This window comes from Virgibacillus sp. M23 (genome assembly GCF_034190895.1).
GTDB classification, from domain to species: domain Bacteria; phylum Bacillota; class Bacilli; order Bacillales; family Amphibacillaceae; genus Virgibacillus; species Virgibacillus salarius.
The window spans coordinates 1-15938 of sequence record NZ_JAWDHA010000083.1 but is presented as its reverse complement, the minus strand read 5'-3'; the positions used below and the strand labels follow the sequence as shown (position 1 = coordinate 15938).

General features: G+C 32.9%; 14 protein-coding genes. 11 read left to right on the top strand and 3 right to left on the bottom strand.

The window, feature by feature from the left end; all coding sequences use genetic code 11:
- Positions 1-174: 174 nt before the first annotated feature.
- A complete protein-coding gene (locus tag RVS70_RS20115) occupies positions 175-1026 on the bottom strand; it encodes a formyltetrahydrofolate deformylase (protein ID WP_321134606.1) in 852 nt (283 codons plus the stop codon).
- Between the two features lie 212 nt (positions 1027-1238).
- Between RVS70_RS20115 and RVS70_RS20110 the strand changes: the two genes are divergently transcribed.
- From RVS70_RS20110 to RVS70_RS20070, 9 genes are read left to right on the top strand one after another with little or no spacing between them, the layout of a single operon-like run.
- Entirely contained in the window at positions 1239-1913 is a 675-nt protein-coding gene (locus tag RVS70_RS20110) for a helix-turn-helix transcriptional regulator (protein ID WP_051388459.1), read from the top strand.
- Positions 1894-3198 (top strand): SidA/IucD/PvdA family monooxygenase, encoded by a 1305-nt coding sequence (locus tag RVS70_RS20105; protein ID WP_166530569.1) that lies wholly within the window; start codon positions 1894-1896, stop codon positions 3196-3198. The genes RVS70_RS20110 and RVS70_RS20105 overlap by 20 nt, the downstream gene beginning before the upstream one ends.
- Entirely contained in the window at positions 3195-4472 is a 1278-nt protein-coding gene (locus tag RVS70_RS20100) for an aspartate aminotransferase family protein (RefSeq protein WP_321134604.1), read from the top strand. The genes RVS70_RS20105 and RVS70_RS20100 overlap by 4 nt, the downstream gene beginning before the upstream one ends.
- Before the next feature lie 6 nt (positions 4473-4478).
- Complete coding sequence (locus tag RVS70_RS20095; protein WP_161629296.1) at positions 4479-5642, top strand: NAD(P)/FAD-dependent oxidoreductase; 1164 nt, start codon at positions 4479-4481, stop codon at positions 5640-5642.
- 25 nt (positions 5643-5667) lie between these two features.
- On the top strand, positions 5668-6756 hold the full coding sequence (locus tag RVS70_RS20090; RefSeq protein WP_026682877.1) for an SIS domain-containing protein: 1089 nt from the start codon (positions 5668-5670) through the stop codon (positions 6754-6756).
- On the top strand, positions 6749-7846 hold the full coding sequence (locus tag RVS70_RS20085; RefSeq protein ID WP_026682876.1) for an ABC transporter substrate-binding protein: 1098 nt from the start codon (positions 6749-6751) through the stop codon (positions 7844-7846). Before RVS70_RS20090 ends, RVS70_RS20085 begins: the two co-directional genes overlap by 8 nt.
- A complete protein-coding gene (locus tag RVS70_RS20080) occupies positions 7846-8661 on the top strand; it encodes a cupin domain-containing protein (RefSeq protein ID WP_051388458.1) in 816 nt (271 codons plus the stop codon). The genes RVS70_RS20085 and RVS70_RS20080 overlap by 1 nt, the downstream gene beginning before the upstream one ends.
- Before the next feature lie 17 nt (positions 8662-8678).
- Positions 8679-10301, top strand: coding sequence for a class I tRNA ligase family protein (locus tag RVS70_RS20075; RefSeq protein WP_051388457.1), 1623 nt, complete (start codon positions 8679-8681; stop codon positions 10299-10301).
- Positions 10298-11293 (top strand): aspartate kinase, encoded by a 996-nt coding sequence (locus tag RVS70_RS20070; protein ID WP_051388456.1) that lies wholly within the window; start codon positions 10298-10300, stop codon positions 11291-11293. The genes RVS70_RS20075 and RVS70_RS20070 overlap by 4 nt, the downstream gene beginning before the upstream one ends.
- 214 nt (positions 11294-11507) lie before the next feature.
- Here the strand turns inward: RVS70_RS20070 and RVS70_RS20065 are convergent, their stop codons facing one another.
- Positions 11508-12407 carry a DNA-3-methyladenine glycosylase 2 gene (locus RVS70_RS20065; RefSeq protein ID WP_121604751.1) on the bottom strand — a complete coding sequence of 300 codons (900 nt, stop codon included), beginning with the start codon at positions 12405-12407 and terminating at the stop codon, positions 11508-11510.
- Between the two features lie 155 nt (positions 12408-12562).
- Between RVS70_RS20065 and RVS70_RS20060 the strand changes: the two genes are divergently transcribed.
- Positions 12563-13084, top strand: coding sequence for a methylated-DNA--[protein]-cysteine S-methyltransferase (locus tag RVS70_RS20060; protein ID WP_121604752.1), 522 nt, complete (start codon positions 12563-12565; stop codon positions 13082-13084).
- 63 nt (positions 13085-13147) lie between these two features.
- Positions 13148-14401 carry an APC family permease gene (locus RVS70_RS20055; protein ID WP_034679745.1) on the top strand — a complete coding sequence of 418 codons (1254 nt, stop codon included), beginning with the start codon at positions 13148-13150 and terminating at the stop codon, positions 14399-14401.
- 356 nt (positions 14402-14757) lie between these two features.
- On the opposite strand, the gene RVS70_RS20050 is transcribed toward RVS70_RS20055, so the two are convergent.
- Positions 14758-15726, bottom strand: coding sequence for an alpha/beta hydrolase (locus tag RVS70_RS20050; protein ID WP_321134597.1), 969 nt, complete (start codon positions 15724-15726; stop codon positions 14758-14760).
- Positions 15727-15938: the final 212 nt, after the last annotated feature.

Below are 15938 nucleotides of genomic sequence, written 5' to 3'. Positions count from 1 at the left end.
GGAAAGGGAAGTGGGCAGCCGGAGTGGTGGTCAAGCAGTAGCTATTATTCCATAATAGCTACTAGAGGAAGCGTAAATCTGAGCATGTAGTGATAAGGACTGAGCGAATTTTGCTCAGTTTTTCTTAATGTCTCGGTTTTGATCACACTCCATTTTTGCTATATAAGTATCAAATTATTTGAGTACGAGTGCTTTATTATGATAAATAAAAATTTTATCCTCAATATGCCATTTAATTGCTTGAAGTAAAGTATCCGATTCGATACTTTTTCCGTACTGTTTGTAATCACTTAAAGTTAACCCATCCGTTAAATGGATGGCCTGTTGTGCTAGTATTGGGCCTTCATCTAATTTTTCAGTAACATAATGAGCTGTAGCCCCAATTACCTTAACTCCACGTTCAAATGCTCTTCTATAAGTGTTAGCGCCAATAAATGCAGGTAGCAAAGAATGATGTATATTAATAATTTTCTTATCGAATTTACGAACAAAACGAGGAGATAGTACTTGCATGTACCTGGCAAGTACTATAAAATCAATATTATTTTCCATAAGTATGCTTGATGCTATGCTATCATTCTTCTCATTGGTCTTCGTTAATCTTAACTTTAAAAATGGTATTCCATAAGATTCAACTAGTTCTTTATGGATATCGTAATCACTAATTACAAGTGGTATGTTACATGAAAGCTCTCCATCAGACCACCTCCACAAGATCTCTCTCAAGCAATGGTTATCCTTTGAAACAAATATAGCCATATTCTTTTTAGTTACTTCTTCCATACTTATATCACTAGCATAATTATTTCCGATTCTTAATAAAGACTCTTCTATATATTTAATACGCTTATCTGCTTTACATTGAAGTTCTATTCTTAGAAAAAATAAATTTTCTCCTCCTTCTAATTGATATTTATTCACCGAATTAATACTTATAAATGGTAGCTTTATTACTTCAAATACTTCGTCTATCATCGAAAAATTAAATTCCCCTTTCAACTTGATTCGATAGTGTTTTGTATTCATCATGCATCCCTCCAATTTTTTTTATCGTATATTGAATCAATACTATTTTCTACAAATATTTCAAATATGTAGAAAAAACTAAAATATTGGTAAAAAAAACCAAAGCATTGTAACTTTTACTCCGATACTATTAACTCATGGGTGGTTACTCCAACATATCTGAAGTAATACTAATATATTATGGAGGTGTTAGATATAAAGGAGGAGGCAACTTGGGGGTAAAATGTATTTTATTATACGATGCAAAAAAAATACTTGATGACAGAGAAGTATTTCTACTAAAAAAATTAAAAGTTGTATTAATCAGAGATTTGAAAACCCTTGAAAAGAAAAATCTAGAGAGATATAAGATGCTAATAATTATCGAAGGAAACAATTTAATCAGTGATGGACAAATGTTAATAGAAGAATTTGAGAAACTTCATATTCCATTAATAAGAGTAAATACGGTACCAAAAGAAGATATATTCGAATTGATTTTTAACATTATCAATGTACAAATAGACTTCAATGAACTTACCCATGTTAACAATGAAAAATTAATAGAAGCATTGCTTTATATTGAAAATAACCTACAGAATAGCAACCTCAATTTAAAAAGTGTAGCTAATCATCTATTTTTAAATACAGCCTATTTCTCTAGATTTTTTAGAGAGTCTATGGGAATTGGTTTTAAAGACTATTTAATTAAGTTAAGAATCGCAAAAGCAAAAGATATGCTAGAAAATGGTCAATTAGTTACAGATGTCTGTATGTCCATTGGTTACACAAATTTATCTTATTTCTCTCAGATCTTTAAAAAGGAAGTTGGACTTAGCCCATCCATTTATAGAAAATATTATCAATTAATGACCAAGGAGGAAAAAAATGTACAGAAAATTTTATGATGTCGTTGGTGTAGGATTTGGTCCTGCAGGAATTGCTTTAGAAACTGCAATAAGAGATATGGAAGATATCAATAATAAGAGTGTATATAAAAGAGTATTTCTTGAAAAAAACAATGATTCGGCATGGATGCCGGAAATGTTACTACCTGGTACAGATATTCAGCACCATTTTTTACGTGATTTTGCTACACCTAGAAATCCAAGAAGTCAATATACCTTTTCAAACTATTTATATGAGAAAGGAAGATTGTTTTCTTTTGGGTTATTAGGTCGCCCAAGTCGAACGGAATGGTCTGATTATGTTCAATGGGTTTCCAAACAAATAGATGACAAAGCACATTATAACGAAGAAGTTAAGTCTGTAAAGCCGATAGTAGTAAATGATGATATTGAAGGTCTTGAAGTGCATACAGTTAATAATGTAAGCAAAGAACACAATGTTTTTCACACTACGAATCTTATTTTAAATTCAGGTAGAAAACCTTATATTCCAAGCCAATTTAAAGATAAAGTAAGTGACAAAGTTTTTCACGCAAGTAAATTCAGAAGTTCCGTACAAAGTATTAATAAAGATGATAATCCTACTTTTACAGTTATTGGTTCGGGGCAAAACTCTGTTGAAATAATTCTATATCTAGCTAATAAATTTCCAAAGTCAAAAATAAATTCTATTGTTAGGCATACCGGATTCCGGCTATATGAGTTAGGCCATTTTACAAATGAAGTATTTTTTCCTGAGTTTACGAATTACTTTTACTCATTGAACCAAAACGAACGAGATAAACTATTCGAGCAGATCAAACATACAAATTATTCAGCTGTAGATGATGATGTTAGTGAAGCACTATATTGGAAGATGTATGAAGATAAAATTAGAGGAACAGAACAAATAGAATTACATCGCTGTAAAGAGATAGTAGATGTGGCTAATACTCAAAAAGATTATTTACTAAATATTAAAGATATATATAACAAACAAGAAGATTCAATAAATACGGATTACATTATCCTTTGTACTGGGTTTTTTGAGGAAGAATTTCCAGAAGTACTTCAACCAATGAAAAAATACTTTAATTATAACAAGAATAATAGTTTAAAAGTCTCTGAAAACTATAAAGTAGACACAAAATCAAATGTAAAGGCTAACATTTATTTGAATGGTTTAACAGAGAAAACTCATGGGATAGGGGATGCAGCATCATTCACTATGATGGCGACGAAGGCTCAAAGAATACTTGATTCAATGAACAATATTACCTCTATGAAAGATGGTGTATTGTCTTGAAGGTAAAACAACATTCGGATAAAGTTTCTCGAGTTTGGCCATTGTTTACGAATATTGATGTGGATTATGGAGAAGGTGTGCATATCTATGATCAATCAGGTAGAAAATTTATTGATTGTACATCAGGTATTGGGGTTACAAACACGGGACATTGCCATCCTAGAGTAGTAAAGGCTATAAAGGAACAAAGTGAAAAACTACTACATGGTCAAACAACAATCTTGTATAACTCTATGTTGGACCGGTTAACAAATGATCTACAGAAAATTATACCGGAAAAACTAAACTGTTTCTTCTTTTCAAATAGTGGAAGTGAAGCAGTAGAAGGTGCCATTAAATTAGCACGTCACGCTACTAAAAAACCAAATATTATCTGCTTTCAGGGGGGATATCATGGGCGTTCAATAGGAGCATTATCTTTAACAACCGCTAAATCTGTATATCGATCGGGATATCAGCCTCTTATGTCTGGTGTATTTGTTAGTCCGCATCCATACTCTAGACAATACAGAGAGGAAGACAGTGAAGAAAGAACAAGATATTGTTTAGCTGAACTCGAGCATTTATTAAATACTCAAACTTCGCCAGATGAAACAGCGGCTATGATTATTGAGCCGATATTAGGAGAAGGTGGGTATGTAACGCCACCAGAGAGCTTTATTAACGGTATTAGGGATATTTGTAATAAGAACAATATATTATTAATTTTTGATGAAATTCAAACGGGCTTTGGAAGAACAGGCGAATACTTTGCGTTTAAACATTTCAATATAGTACCAGATATTCTTGTGATTGCTAAAGGTATTGCATCAGGTCTTCCGCTAAGTGGGATAGCAGCCAATAAGGAAATAATGGATAAATGGATTCCAGGTTCACATGGTGGAACTTATGGACCTAATCCTATCTCTATGGCAGCAGCTATTGAGACGATCAACGTGTTAGAAGACGAAGAGTTAGTAAGTAATGCTAAGGAAATGGGAGACTTCTTGTTAGCAGAATTACAAGCAATAAAAAAGGAATATCCTATCATCGTTGATGTCCGTGGTAAAGGATTGATGATTGGATGTGAATTCGTTGATGACAATGGAAATCCTGGTACGGTAATAGCCGAAAAGGTAAGGCAAAATTGTCTCTCACGAGGATTAATATTACTAACCTGTGGTCCTTATAATCAAGTAATCAGATGGATACCTCCACTTACAATAAAAAAGACTGAACTCGAAAAAGCGTTAACTATTTTTACTTTAGCAATAAAAGATAGTTTAGGGAGATAGATGAAAATGAACTACGATGTGATTATTGTTGGAGGCGGAGTAATCGGGGCCAGTATTGCTTACTTTCTTACTAAATCAAAAAAATTTAATGTCTTGCTATGTGAAAAAGGAAAACCGCCAGGGGATGGGGCAACAAGTATATCTGGTGGATTACTAAGAGTACACCATACGAACAATGCTAATCAATATCTTTCTTTTAGAAGCTTACAATTGTATAAGGAGCTTACAGCAGCCAAACAAATGGATTTTGGTTATCATCCAATAGGTTTCTCATTAATGGTAGGTCCTCAATATGTTGAAAATTTAAAGATCAATGTTCAAAATATGGTCAATTTAGGATTACCGATTAAAGTTTATTCACCAAATGAATACAATTTAGAAGAACGGTTTATAAATGTCGAGAATATAGGTGCTGTCTCCTATGAACCTCTTGGTGGATATGGTAATCCAGCAAAAACTAGCTTAGCATTTATTAATGAAGGTCTAAAGCAAGGGCTTCATTTAATGGAAGGTACAGAGGTTCAAGATATCGTAGTAAATAAAAATAAAGTTGTTGGTGTTCAAACAAATTTATCTCAGATATTCGCTAAACGTGTGATAATCGCATCCAATTACTGGGGGGGAAAGCTAACCAAAAATCTTGGTATTGACTTACCTATCTATACCAAGCGCTTAGGAGTTGTTTTTGCACATACTGATACAGATAAAGTCTTATCACATTCCTATATAGATGATACTTCAGACACGTATATGCGCCCATTCCCTGACGGCCGAATTCTAATAGGAATAAAATCCTCTGAGTGTGATATTAGCGATATTCATTTTAAGAGGAAAATTCAAAATGAAGAAGCACTCGAAGCAATTGATAGAGCTTCTAAAAGGTTCCCTATTCTGCAGAAGGCCAAAGTTTTGGGTGGACGTATTGGTTTTGATAGCTATACTCCCGATCAATATCCTCTTATTGGTCCTACTGAATATGAAGGGCTGTATTTATCCGTTGGTTTTGGTGGAGGGGGATATAAAATAGCTCCTGCAGTAGGTGAAGCTATAGCTAAAGAAATTTTATATAACACAAAAACAAATGAGCTAAAGTATTACAGGATAAATCGATTTGAGAATGAAAAAAAGTACACCTATTTCCAAACAGAAAGCATGTATAAATATATGTAATTTATAAAGAAGGGGGAAGATTTATATGGAATCGAGGAATAGTCATCCTTATTATATGTATGAAGAAATTATGTTACAGCCTGAATATTTAAAGAAACTGTTTTTATCATTAAAATTTCAAAATCACGGAAGTTTATTAGATACTTTAAAAAAGAGTAAGAGAATTTTTCTGATAGGATGCGGAACATCCTATCATGTAGCCTTGTCTAGTTTTAGCATAAGTCAAATAATGTTTAAAGAGAAAAATAAATTTAGATCTGTACCTGCGTTTGAATTAATGTCTCCTAATTACTCCCTTAATGAAGAGGATGTAGTAATCGCCTTTTCTCATTCGGGAGATACAAAAGCTACATTCGATTGTATTTTTTTAGCTAATAAAAATAACTGCAAGACGGTAGTAGTTACAGGTGATACAGCAAGTAGATGTGCAGATATATCAGATTTTGTACTGACTTATGGCTATAAAGACGATAAATCTCTTGCACATACAATCACCTATACCTTAAGTACTTTTTTAATGCTCATACTGATGGGGAAGCTAGCAAGAGAAATGGGAGATCTTGCAATTAATGACATAGTTAATTCAGTAGCTATTCAATTACCTTCTCTATTTACTAATGTATTGAATCGCAAAAATGAAATGAAGGAATTAGCAGATGACTTAAAAAGTGATTTCTTTGTGGTATGTGGGAATGAAAATACAATCGGAGTTGCTCATGAAACTACATTAAAGTTCGGTGAGGTTCACTATACTCCAACAACTAGTATGGATGTGGAACAGCTATTCCATGGACCGTTAGTTATGTGTAATAAAGATACAGCAATTATTGTAATCGCTAGTAACCCGAATATGAAAGAAAGGGTGTCTGATCTGTTTAAAGCTAGTAAATTAATTGGCAGTACATCGCTACTATTTACTTCTGAAAAAAATGATATAACTAATGCGGATTATGTATTTAATTTACCGAGCTGTCATGAATTATTAGTGCCATTACTATATGTTTTACCAATGCAGTTACTTAGTTATTATCTTGCAGTTGGGAAAAAGCTAAACCCTGATCATATTCGTAGAGATCAACTAGCATACAAAAAGGCGCGTGAAGCTTATGAGTGAAAAAGCAGTAGTTAAATCTGTTGATCCAATAAAAACATTAGATGACATGTTACCCAAAACTTCCAATAACAAAAATAAGCTTTTTAGAATAGGCATAAGTGCGAATTTAAGCGGTCATACCAGAGAATTGTATACAGGTGTAGCAATTGCTGTTAATGAATATCTCAAGAAGAAAGATAGGCTTTATGATATTGAGGTACTTTGGGAGAAAAGTTCTTTTGATAAAGATTCTACACTTAAGGCTGCAAATCAACTCGTAAATAGAGGGGCTGAAGCAGTAATTGGTCACTTAAGCGCAAACCAATCGCTTGTAGCTGCGACTATTTACTCTGATATAGACATTCCTTTCTTAGCCCCAGGTACTTCACATCCATTGCTTACGGAACAAGGCTTTGATAATATTCTTAGAGTTTGTGGAAGAGATGAAGAGATGGCTTATGAAATGGTTCATCTAGCAGATAAATTAACAGCTAATACTAGTTTAAAAATAGTATACCAAGAAAATAGTTACGGAAATCAACTATCAAAATTACTAAGAAAATCAATTTTAGAGAAAGGACTAAGCTTGAAAACGTCGATATTAATTAATGACAATATTGTATCAGAAATAGATGATAGAGATACTTTATTGTTTGCAGGTACGTACGAAGGTGCATTGTTATTAACTGAGAAATTAGCGAAAGCAAATTTTACAGGTACGGTTATATTTGGTGATGATATATTTGTAGCTGATTTTCCATATCTGACTAGTAAACATGATGGATTAAAACTCTTTACTATTTCTACTAAGAAGGACCTTTACGGAATTAATTATAAGAATTTTGAAAATAAATATAAAGAAATCGCATCTTTAAAGCCAGCTGCTTACTCCGTCACAAGCTATATTGCAACTAAGATTCTATTAAATAACATATCACTATTAAAGAAACACGGTTGTAAACGCTTCATAAATAGCCTTAAAGATGGAGTTGTAGTTGAAGGATTAGAAGAAGTTTCATTTTCGCCAAAAGGAGACTTGCTAGAATTTGAGTGGGATGTTTATGAAATGAAAGCTGGAGATTTTATAAAATTAAACGGGAGTGATCGATAATGCCATATTTATTTTCTTTTGGATTAACTTGTAACCTGGAGACAGCAAAGAAGGACTTAGGCAAATGGAATAGCTATTCTAAAGCAATATTAAAGGAGCATATATACACATTTACAGGATTCCATCCAGATTTTAATGGGGGGACCTCAACGGTAATACAAAAAGATGGAGGGGAAGTATTAGGAATAGCTTTCGAAATCAATGAAAATCAAATTAGTCTTCTTAGAAAAAATGATTATGGTTATATGTTGAAAGAAGTAGAAATTTATCTTGCTGATAAAAAAGTAAAAGCCTATATAATGGTGCCAAAAATTATCGAAGAACGAAGAGAGCCATCGCTAAGCTACTATGAAGGTGTAAAGGCTTCTTTAAATCAACATTATCCAAAGGAAATTGTTGATCGTTATCTAGAAAGAGCGTTAAAAAGAACAAAGAAAAAAGGAGTAAATATCCAAAGGCACCATCGTGATGACTATAAATATGAGTACGGCTCTTTATTAAGAAGAATATATCCGTGGGACAAAACCCGAAAATCACCATTTGGTTCAGGAATTATAATTGTACAACCTGGTGAGACAACAGAGCCTCACAATCATGATGAAGAAGAATCTTTTATTATTTTAGAAGGGGAAGGTGTTATTAATGTAGATGGGGAAACGGAAAAGGTATATCAAGAAGATGTTATTTATTTCGAGCCTTTTTCTGTCCATTCGCTTCATAATACTGGAGGTAAACCTCTAAAATTCTTAGCTGTTTGGTGGGGAGCTGTTGGAATTGAACAATATCAGTTAGAAAATAATCATTGGAAACATTAAAATGAGGAGGTTTTATGATGAGTGAAATATATGTTACGGCAACACCACCGACACCTAATGGCGACCTTCATATCGGGCATTTAGCTGGCCCCTATCTTGCGGCGGATGTTTACACCCGCTTCAAAAAAATAACAGGTAATAACGTTGCGTATATTACTTATGGTGATGATCACCAGAGCTATGTAGCGACAACAGCTAATAATAAGAAAATCGATCCAGAAGAAATGGTAGAGAAGAATAATAATATTGTTAGATCTACATTAAAATCGGCAAACATCGATGTGGATTTATACAAGAATCCATTGGGTAATAACAAACATATTAATTATGTATTAACATTTTTCCTAGAATTATATAATAAAGGGAAATTAAAAAAGAAAACGAAAGATATATTATACTGCGACAAATGTAAGTTGAATTTATATGAGTCATTTGTAAAAGGAAAATGTCCCTATTGTAAAAGTGATTCATCTGGTAATTTATGCGAAGCTTGTGGTCAAATTAACGACCCTATTAATTTGGAGCAGCCCTTCTGCACAATTTGTAAATCTATTCCAATAATTAAACAATATACGGGTCTATTTTTCCCTATTAACGATTATAAAGATAAGTTGAATCATTTTTATTCATCAAGAACAACTTGGAGACCTCAGCTAATAGAATTTTGTAAACAGATAATAGCAAAAGACATTCCGGACTATCCAGTAACCTATCCTTCGAATTGGGGAATACCCGTTCCAATCGAGGGATTTAAAGACCAAGTAATAAATGTATGGTTTGAAATGTACCCTGGGATATTAGAAAGTATTGATTCACATTATCTACATCAATATGGTATTCGCAGAGAGAACAAACATAAACAGACGCTTGTACAATTCCTCGGATTTGATAACAGTTTTTTTAATTCCGTACTACATGTTGCAAGCGCATTTGCTATCGAAAAGGATGAGTTATTACCTGAGCACATCATTACGAATTACTTTTATTTACTAGATAAAGAGAAGTTCTCTACAAGTAAAGGACATGCAATATGGGGAGGAGAACTCTTAAAGGATGTTCCATCAGATAATCTTAGGTTTTATTTATCCTTAACTAATCCGGAGCATATGCAAACTAACTTTTCTTTCGATGATTTTTTACAGACTAATGATAAATTCACTAAAAAATGGGAAGACACAATAAATAGATATATAGAAATGATTAATCATGATTTTAAGGGAATCATACCCAAAAACGCTGCAATACATTATCAAAGCTCTAGCTTAATACAAAGAACAAAAAAGAATCTAGAAAAATTCTATGATTTGGAACAATTTAGTCTACGAAAAGCTTCCTTTGAATTAGAGGACTATATGAGTTCAATTATTGATTATTTAGAGGAAAAGGTTTTACCAATGAAAGCAAAAGACGATTTTTTATACACGCAACAGGTAGCTAATGTCACTTATCTATTAAAGGCTTTATCTGTTTTTTCTTATCCAATTATGCCGACCTTCTCCAAAAAATTAATGAGAAATTTAGGCGCAAGTAGTTCGAATTTGTTATGGGATACAATTTATGACATCAGTACTTGTGACGAAGTTGGAAATGAAAAAGAATTTTTTTACGCATTGAATATTAAAACCAGGAGAGGATCATGAAAAAGATAAAAGTTCTTAAATTTGGTGGTAATTCTTTGAAAACCATGGAAGACCGAAGAAATATTGCTGAAGTTATTACGAAAGAACAAGAGAAAGGATATAAATTAATTCTAGTTGTATCTGCAATTGGGCGATTAGGTGATCCATATGCAACGGATACTTTACTAAGATATATTAAACAGAATGAGTTATCACCAAGAGAAACAGCATTAATTTCTTCTTGTGGGGAAATCATATCAAGCATCGTACTGAGCTCGTATTTAAACCATCGGGGTTTAAAATCATCCGCATTGACAGGTGCGAATGCTGGAATAGTGACATCTAACGACTATTTAGATGCGGAAATCATATCTATAGACAAAAGAAACATGGAAGAACTAATTAATCAGGGAATTATTCCTATAATAGCTGGCTTCCAGGGGTACACTTATACTGGTGACACAACATTACTAAGCAGGGGAGGGAGCGATGTCACGGCTGCGGCGATAGCTCAAACCTTCCAAGCTTGCCAATTAGATATTTATACAGATGTGCCTGGGATAATGACTACAGATCCCAAAATAATAAATTCTGCTCAAACCCTAAAAACACTTAACTATGACCAGGCCTTGAAAATAGCTGCAAGTGGTGGAAAGGTTATCCATCCGGAAGCAATTAAATGGGCTAAAAAAAGCAACATACCAATTAAAATCAAAAAATTATCGAGTTCTCAAGGAACTGTAATTGCTGGAACAATAACGAATAGAAGCTTACCACCAGGTAGTATAATTTGCTTAACAACAAATGTCATGGATGATAAAAGAGGAAAAGTAACCATCATTGGTCACAGCTTAAACAAAAATAAAGATCTTCATAGATATATCCTATATTATAATATGAATATTCATTCATTCTCTTTCTTTTCTGATAAGATCGAGCTAATCATACCCATTCAGATCGTCAACAAATATGTCGAAGTATTTCATAAAAATTTCATAGAAAGTATTAAATGATGAGGAACTGTCCCAAAAGATAAATTTCTATTTAAAGGAACTGGAATATCCTATCTTTCAACGACAACAGTTTAGCCTCTGAGCAAATAAATCACTGTTGCACGAATTTACGATGGTTCTTCCATTTGGGGTCTTGGTTATTCCGGTTTCTTGTATCTGAATGAACCTTTTGGGGCAGTATTTTTTGTTAATTCTATTGTACAGTAGAAACACTTTAATATACTAATCTCCATAGAAAAAACGTTGCGTAAGATTCATATCCTTCCCAAGCAGAAGCTATTTGTTTAATCTCATCTATCGAAGGTTTCCTATCTAATGACCCAGCTAACTTTAATGCATTATGAAGTCCAACATCATTTATAGGAAATGCATTGGGATATCGCACACACCTTAGTAATACATAGTTTGCAGTCCATGGACCAATTCCTTTTATTGCAGTTAGTTGCTTTACTGCTAAATTTATGTCAGATAGTTGAACTAATTTTTCTCTTGATATCTGGTTATTGGCAATCAGCCGTGCTATACCACGGATATATTCACATTTTCTTCGAGACATACCAATCTTAAACAATTCATCCATACTTAATGAAGCTATTAGACGAGGGGAAGGAAATAGCCAATAGTCCTCTCCATTATGAATTAGTCTTTTTCCATAATTTTTAATAAATCTATCTTTTAGTGTAGAAGCGAAGCTCAAATTTATTTGCTGCCCTAAAATGGCCCAGACAAAGGCTTCAAAAATGTCCGGTATTCCTATATTTCTTAATCCATAAAATTTTGATATAGGCATTTTAAGATATTCATCCTGTTTTGCAATGGTATAAAATGGTTCTAAATGAATATCTAAATCGAACCAATCTCGGATGTAAAGCATTATTTGTCGCTCAAACTGTTTCGTGTAAGATTGACTGACATCTTCAGTTTCTATAACCAGTCTATTGTTATTACTGACATATATCTTTATAAAAAAAAGATTGCCATCTAAAACGATAAAGCGTGTTATGCTTTCTTGATCGGTACGGAATAAACCATCCTCTGTACTTTTTAAATAATCCAAGTTAATCCTAAAAGAGAAGTCTTCAGGAAGAGATAGAAGTTGTTTATAAACTGTCACGCTAAAACTCCTTTATCTATATTTTCTTATAACGATAGCATAATTGTCTGTAACTGTACTTTTGATTTCTTGCTTTTACATTCAAAATTACTTGTATAAAAATAATGAATAGCATACACTTTGTTTTACATTAATAATGAAAGGAAAAAACTGTAATGTGTCGAGTCTATTGGAGTTATTGGTATTTAAAAAATGCAAAAGGAATCATCGCTAGTACAGATCATGGAATAGCTTATGTTGGATCCCCGTATGAAACAGGTACAGATTTCCAAGATTGGGCTACCAAAGTTTTCAATCATTCTACATTGATAAATGATGAGGATAAATTGAGGAATTACAAATTACAATTAAAGGATTTTTTTACTGGTCGAAGAAAAGAATTTACTGTAAATTTTGATCTACGCGGTAGCCTATTTCAACAGCAGGTTTGGGAAATTTTAAAATGTATACCATTTGGTGAAACAGTGAGTTATTCAGATGTTGCCAGAAGATTAGGCAAACCCAACTCATACAGAGCTGTAGCTTCCGCGATTGCTACAAATCCAATATTAATTATGATACCTTGTCATCGTGTTGTAAGAAAAAATGGTAAAAGCACTGGTTATAGAGGAGGGTTAACGTTTAAGTATGAGTTGCTACAATTAGAAAAAGACATACTAAATAATAATCCATCTTAAATCATTTTTTAACGTACTTCCGAATTTTTCTATGTAACTATTATTTAATTTGGAGTGTGGAACATGACTACTAAAAAAACAATTAATCTTTATCAAGGAATAAGTTTATATATAGCTGCAATATTGGGATCTGGTGTATTATTTGTCTCAGGAATAACCGCTTCTATAGCAGGGCCTGCTTCTTTACTATCTTGGATTATTGTTATTATATTTAGTTTTCCATTAGCATATAGTTTTGCAAGTTTAGCTAGAGATTTCCCTGATGCTGGGGGGACAGCAACGTTTGTTCGAAAGTCATTTGGTTATCATTTAGGGAACATCGTCGGTTGGTTCTATTTTGTAACTGCCGCAATTGGTCAGTCTATCGTTGCATTAACTGGGGCTTTTTACTTAAGTAAGGCATTCAACTTCACCCCTTTAGGTGAGGTATATGCAGCGATACTAATTTTATTAATTGCAGGCTGCTTTAATTATTTTGGTCTGGAAGTAAGCGGAAAGGCTGCATTAATCATTAGCTCATGTCTATTGTTATTACTACTGACTACAATCATTGTAGCTTTACCAAGTGTAACTCTTAATAATTTCCAACCTTTCTTTACGGATGGATGGTATGCCATTGGCACTGCTATTACTGTTATTTTCTGGGCCTTCTTTGGCTGGGAGGCAATCTGCAACTTATCCTCTCATTTCAAACAACCTGATAAAAATATTGTAAAAAGCTCTGTAATTAGCGCATTGATTATAGGTTGTTTATTTTTACTACTTAGTTTTGTTACTATTGGCACAAATACATATGGTAGTGTTGAAAGCGATTTTTCGCCAATTGCTGTTATTATACAAGATAATCTAGGGATAGGGGCACAAGTATTAACTGCAGTACTTGCCTATTTAATATGTATTGGTACATCAAACGCATTTATCGCTAGTTTGGCGCAGCTAGGGTATTCCTTGAGCAGAGATAAAGCATTCCCAACCGTATTATCAAAGATACATCGTTCTGGTGTTCCACGACGCATGGTTATATTTGCAGTTGGGTTTGCAGTTATAGGCGTAATAATCACAGTTATATTTTCAGCAACATTTGATGATCTGCTTTTTATACCGACGTCACTTGGTTTAATCGTATATGCTTTAACAATGATTTCAGGTGTTAAACTTTTTAAGAAGTGGAGCAAGCCTTGGATTTGCTCACTTGTTTCATTTGTATTTATTTTATGTGTCATTCCTTTTTTTGAAGTATATCTGTTGGTACCTTTATTTGTATCGATAGCTTATTGTCTATATATGCTTACTAAAAGCTTTTATAGGAGTCAATAAGCTATAAATGAAATCTTTAATATATGTTAATAGAGCCAGTTAAAAAGAGATCCATAGACTAGGAGCATAACCTCCTTTTTACAAGGTAATCCTGCATAGGGTCTAGGGAGATGGTGAACTATAAAAACAGGGCATCGTATTAAGGAAAGTTGTATCAAAAATAATTTTGATGCAAGGATTACCGATTGACCGAAAAAGGATACAAAAGCGATAGTCATAGTAAGTAATTTTAGTTCGTTTTGCCATCTATCCCATAAATGTGGTTTACTTTGGTCAACAAATGAATAAGAATGTTTGTATGGCGTGGAATGAAGACTATATAATTTTTTTAAAGTTATTACATCTAACTTTAAAAGTTAAAATGTATTTATAAAATCATAAACGGTTTTGCTTATCTCCTTAAAATTAGACCAGTGTAAATAATGATGTCCTCTTAATACAACGAGCTTTTTAGTTGATAAATGGTTTATCTGCTTTTGATAAAAAGCTTCCATTGTTTTACCATTTGTCGTTATCCTATCACTGTATTTAGTAAATATTAGAACGGGTGTATCTGTAGGAAAAGACATATTAACTGTTTTATCAATATTATGATTTATTTCATTAACTTCAGCAATTATATTTTTGTTGCCTAAATTCCATGCCGATAAGATTTTAGTCTTTTCTAAGTTTTCAAGAGAATAAGTTCCATTTTCTGCTTCAGGAAGGTACTTCGCTGAATTCAAATATACTGCTAACCTAGTGGCTACAGTCGATGCTAAAACACTTATATATCGAGGTATAGTAGGAATAGATTCATTAAAGTAATCTACTACTTGAGGCAAAGTGCAATCATTACATATTATTGCCTTAATTTCGTCGGGGTATTTATTGGCATAGTACAAGCTATAAATACCAGATATTGAATGAGGCATCAAAATATATGGACCTTTAATATTAGCTTTATACAGTGCGGTCCTTATTTCCTCTACAATGTTCTCAACAGTTCGCTTCTTATTAGTAGTTTCACTCCAACCGTACCCAAATGTCTCTACAACTACTATTCTATTATTCTTTGCCATTTCTTTTATTAAAGGTTCATAATCCAATGCTGGTGCAGCTGTACCAGCACCACTTAATAAAACAATCGTTTTTTCACCCTCTCCCTTAACATACACATGCATTTTATCACCGTTCACTTCAACTAATTGACCTAATGGCGGATATCGGTGTTGCTCAAGCTCCATCACAATCTGGTTTAATATTATCCAAAATAATAAGATCACAGCAATAATAAGAAAACTATTTCTAATGAACATCCAAAAGCTAATCTTTTTAATTGTCATTACTTATCCTTCCTTTTACATCATTAGCTTTCTCGTCTGACTACTTTATAATTTTATAGATTTTTTCTTAAATAATGCTTATAAATGAATCAATTTCATAATTGCTGTTTTTAAAAATGCATAGAGTTGTTCCTTGATGATTTTTAAGTTTTTTTAATAAAGATCAATTTTATTTATGCAGCTTTTAGCGTCTTATGTTTCATTTCTAGTCT

Coding starts and splice junctions, on each gene's coding strand:
- RVS70_RS20090 (WP_026682877.1), top strand. CDS start 5,668: ATGGAATCGAGGAATAGTCATCCTTATTATATGTATGAAGAAATTATG.
- RVS70_RS20115 (WP_321134606.1), bottom strand. CDS start 1,026: ATGAATACAAAACACTATCGAATCAAGTTGAAAGGGGAATTTAATTTT.
- RVS70_RS20080 (WP_051388458.1), top strand. CDS start 7,846: ATGCCATATTTATTTTCTTTTGGATTAACTTGTAACCTGGAGACAGCA.
- RVS70_RS20070 (WP_051388456.1), top strand. CDS start 10,298: ATGAAAAAGATAAAAGTTCTTAAATTTGGTGGTAATTCTTTGAAAACC.
- RVS70_RS20055 (WP_034679745.1), top strand. CDS start 13,148: ATGACTACTAAAAAAACAATTAATCTTTATCAAGGAATAAGTTTATAT.
- RVS70_RS20075 (WP_051388457.1), top strand. CDS start 8,679: ATGAGTGAAATATATGTTACGGCAACACCACCGACACCTAATGGCGAC.
- RVS70_RS20105 (WP_166530569.1), top strand. CDS start 1,894: ATGTACAGAAAATTTTATGATGTCGTTGGTGTAGGATTTGGTCCTGCA.
- RVS70_RS20060 (WP_121604752.1), top strand. CDS start 12,563: ATGTGTCGAGTCTATTGGAGTTATTGGTATTTAAAAAATGCAAAAGGA.
- RVS70_RS20095 (WP_161629296.1), top strand. CDS start 4,479: ATGAACTACGATGTGATTATTGTTGGAGGCGGAGTAATCGGGGCCAGT.
- RVS70_RS20085 (WP_026682876.1), top strand. CDS start 6,749: ATGAGTGAAAAAGCAGTAGTTAAATCTGTTGATCCAATAAAAACATTA.
- RVS70_RS20050 (WP_321134597.1), bottom strand. CDS start 15,726: ATGACAATTAAAAAGATTAGCTTTTGGATGTTCATTAGAAATAGTTTT.